Source organism: Bacillus sp. 05T31 (genome assembly GCF_056396725.1).
Genome location: NZ_JBFTMA010000429.1, coordinates 1 through 3,758 on the forward strand (window position 1 = coordinate 1; position 3,758 = coordinate 3,758).

A 3,758-nucleotide genomic window follows, 5' to 3' on the forward strand; every position below is an offset into this window, starting at 1 on the left:
GTATCCATTTTCATGAAGAATGGCCGCTACCGGTAAACGTGGCTTAACTCCATGATCTTCATTTGGTACGCCCACTGTCATTCCGAATACCGGATATACTTTATCCGGTAAATGAAGCAATTCACTCACTTCTTTCGGGTTATTACGAATTCCGCCAATATAACAAATGCCGTATCCTAATGATTCAGCTGCAAGTGCTAAGTTTTGTGCAAATAATGAGGCATCTACTGTTGCTACAATAAAGTCCTCTACTCCCTCATGTTTAATCTCTGTTCCATGTTTCTCACATGCAGTTTCTAGACGTTTTAAATCCGCACAGCATACAAAGAATGCTGCGCAGTCTTTCACATGACGATTCCCGGATAATTCAGCTAGTTTAGCCTTTAGTTCCTGATCTGTTACATATATAAGAGAATACGCCTGTACAAAATGTGAGGACGCCGCATGCTGCGCAGCTTGCACCATTCTTTCTACTATCTCTTTTGAAATTGGTTCTTCTTTATATTTACGAACTGAAACGTGTTGCTCCATTTTATGTATCATCTCATTCATAAAAACCACTCCTTTTTTCTCTTCATAATGAAAAATTAACATATTTTTTTCAAGATTCACAACTTATACGTACAAAAAGGAGCAATTCTTTGTGAATTACTCCTTTTTTACTCTCTATTAATACGGTATATGAAATTATATTAACGGTAATTTAAATATATCGACTTACCGATAAGTAATGGCACATTCACATCCCATTCTTGCCCGTTATACAATTTTTCTTACGCCGTTTTCAAAACCTTAACACCTTTTACGATATTCCAAATGAAGTAGTAAATCCCTACAAGAATAAACACTGCATACGTTATAACCATCCCAATTCCAACGCTCTCAGACTGATTGAAACTTAAACCGTATACCCCTGATAATGCTAATCCTCCAAATAAAATTGCGTATGGAAAAACATGTGACCAAAATGCTTTTTTCGCATGATATTTCACTTCATCTTCCGCAACGAAGTAAACGATAACTGGCAGTAAAAACGGTGCAAAAAAGATACTAAAGTAACATAGCGAAGATAAAATATTATTYCCTTTCAWMCGAWTCACCTCTAAAGTTTTTTGTTACCTTYATTATGTCAGGAAACCACTTTAGAAACTATCGCTTTACCTTTCATTAAGATGACACATTTGTAAGATTTACCTTAATGGAAATCCCACCTGAAATTTCAGGTGGGATTCAAGTTGATTATATTCGATTTAATATCCAATATTGTGTAATCGCTAAATATTCTCGAACGTTCGATTGAATAACAATTGGCTTCGGTGTTTTTGCCGGCAGACCTTCTAATGTCAATCCTTGTTTTTCTGCAATCTTTTTTGCTCGGAACATATGAAAATCGTTCGTTACAATCATCCCTTTTTTCATATGTTCAGGGATAAGAGGTTTTGAAAATTTAATATTTTCATCTGTGCTCGTCGAACGGTCTTCCATTATAACGCGCTCTTCTGCAATATTTTGTTTCATTAATCCTTGTTTCATCGCTAATGCTTCTGTAATATCTTCACCTTTTCCTTGGCCTCCAGATACAATAGCAATTGTTTTATCATGTGATTTTAAATACTCAGCTGCTTTATCAATACGATATTGCAATGAATAAGAAGGTTTTGTTCCATTTACTTTCGATCCGAGTACAATAATGTAATCAGCATCATCCGGCGCTTTCATATGTCCATACTTATAAATATTATATTGCAAAAAACCTGCATAAACAGCACCAATCATCAAGATTACTAAACTATACTTTATAATTTTTTTCTTTAACATTCATATATACTCCTATTTTTTCTATTTATTTATCATAATATCCACTGATTCATTTGTATACAGATAAATTCCAATTCAGCATAAATTACCCTCTAAAGTAATATTAATCATATCTTTGGGAATAGTAAGTACAACTTCGCACGAAGGAGTGTCCCTATTGCTTYTCTTTTTATKTAAYGTATCRTTCTTTTTYATCTTATTTTTACTATCMCTTAAGCTRCTTGGTAAATCTGCATTAGCACAACTAACTCCTCATGATTTTGGGGCTATTATCTTTTTATCTTATTTAGCTTTTCAAGCCATACCAGTCGCTGGTGCTTTACAAGCATTTCTCGGTATGGTCGTTATTACATGTTTGCATTTGCTTCTTACAAAATTAAGCCTACTCAACAAACTAAATCGTTTTATTCTCGGGCACCCCATTATTTTAATTAAACATGGTGATATTATTTTTGAGAACTTACAAAAAAGTAGATATCCGATCCCTGAATTGCTTTCTAACCTTCGCGTCGCAGGATATCCAAGTGTTCATGAAATTGAGTATGCGATATTAGAAGCGAATGGAGCTATTAGTATTTTACCAAAAAGAGAACTTGTGCCTCTGACTCCAAAAGATWTGAATATAAGTGTTAAGTATGCAGGCTTACCAATTGCTCTTATCGTTGATTMACAAATTCAATACGATAACTTAAAATTAATCCATAAAAATGAAAAGTGGTTACATGCAGAGTTAATGGAGAAAGGTGTTACAAATATTAAAAATGTGGCTTTCGCTTCTGTGCAGGAGACAGATGGATCTTTTGCGATTAGTTTAAAAGAATGAAAAAAATCCCCTTACTTGTTCAAGGGGATTTTCTTCACTATATTACTTTTTTCTCTCTCGCCATGTTTAACGGAACAGGATGTTTCATACGATTCATCGTAAATACGATAATTGCTGTCAATACTTCCGCTACTGGCATAACGAGCCAAATTCCGTTTATACCAAATACTTTTGGCATAATCCATAACAACGGGATAACAAATAGTAAACCTCGGCTCATTATTATAAGTACTGATTTTTTCGTTTGTCGCACTGATTGGAARTACTCTCCATAYACAATGTTATAGCCTAAAAATACATATTGAATAAAGAATAAACTAATACCTGTTAACGTTAACTCCAGTAGTTCTGGCGATTGAACATTAAATAAACCTATAATATATTTCCCGAAGAATAAACCGACAACAATTGCAATACCTCCGAGTACAAGCGCAATTTTTACAGCAAACTGCAATCCTTCACGCAATCTTTCTGATAAATTTGCACCGTAATGGAAACTAGCGATTGGTTGTAACGCTGCTCCAACACCGAAGAATAATAGTAATGTCATTGCATGAATACTATTCACCATCGCATAAGAAGCTACACCTAGTTCTCCTGCATATTGAACGAACGCAATATTAAAACCGATCGTTACGATTGCAACTGTACTTTCTGCTGTAAAGCTTGGGAAACCGATCACCATAATTTGTTTAACCGTATCCCATTCAAAGTGGAATTTCGTCCATTTTAAAATACTACTTTTTCTAAAGAAGTGAGTTAATAATACAAGGAAACCAATTGCTGCCGAAAGAATAGTCGCTGAAGCAGCACCAGTTACACCCCATCCAAAGATGAAAATAAAAATATAGTCGAACACTATATTTAATACAGCCGTTACAACAAGACCTGCCATTGCTAAATTAGGATTTCCGTCATTTCGTATAAATGTACTTAAAATATTTTCTAAAACGTATATCATTCCAAATGTTAATAACACCTGTAAATAGTCTAATGCGTATGGTAAAATCACTTCATTCGCACCAAATAAATATGCTAAATCTTCTATTCTCCATAAGCAAATAGCCGCTAAAACGCCAACGATAACAACTGCTACTGTCATAGATTGAGTAAAGAT

At 34.4% G+C, this 3,758-nt stretch carries 5 protein-coding genes; 1 reads left to right on the forward strand and 4 read right to left on the reverse strand.

The window, feature by feature from the left end:
• From AC1DJR_RS21100 to AC1DJR_RS21110, 3 genes are all read right to left on the reverse strand, one after another.
• Positions 1 to 552: NADPH-dependent oxidoreductase (locus AC1DJR_RS21100; RefSeq protein ID WP_477003432.1), on the reverse strand; the 552-nt coding region annotated here is incomplete at its 3' end.
• Positions 553 to 773: 221 nt separating this feature from the next.
• Positions 774 to 1,091, reverse strand: a complete 318-nt coding sequence (locus AC1DJR_RS21105) for a magnetosome magnetite crystal formation protein family (protein ID WP_429686681.1) — start codon at positions 1,089 to 1,091, stop codon at positions 774 to 776.
• A gap of 148 nt (positions 1,092 to 1,239) precedes the next feature.
• Positions 1,240 to 1,818: a YdcF family protein gene (locus AC1DJR_RS21110; RefSeq protein ID WP_429686680.1), complete on the reverse strand. Its 579-nt coding sequence runs from the start codon at positions 1,816 to 1,818 to the stop codon at positions 1,240 to 1,242.
• Between the two features lie 157 nt (positions 1,819 to 1,975).
• Here AC1DJR_RS21110 and AC1DJR_RS21115 point away from each other — a divergent pair, with 157 nt between their 5' ends.
• A complete protein-coding gene (locus AC1DJR_RS21115; RefSeq protein WP_477003433.1) occupies positions 1,976 to 2,641 on the forward strand; it encodes a DUF421 domain-containing protein in 666 nt (221 codons plus the stop codon).
• 37 nt (positions 2,642 to 2,678) lie between these two features.
• On the opposite strand, the gene AC1DJR_RS21120 is transcribed toward AC1DJR_RS21115, so the two are convergent.
• The coding region (locus tag AC1DJR_RS21120; protein ID WP_477003434.1) for an MATE family efflux transporter at positions 2,679 to 3,758 on the reverse strand (1,080 nt) is incomplete at its 5' end.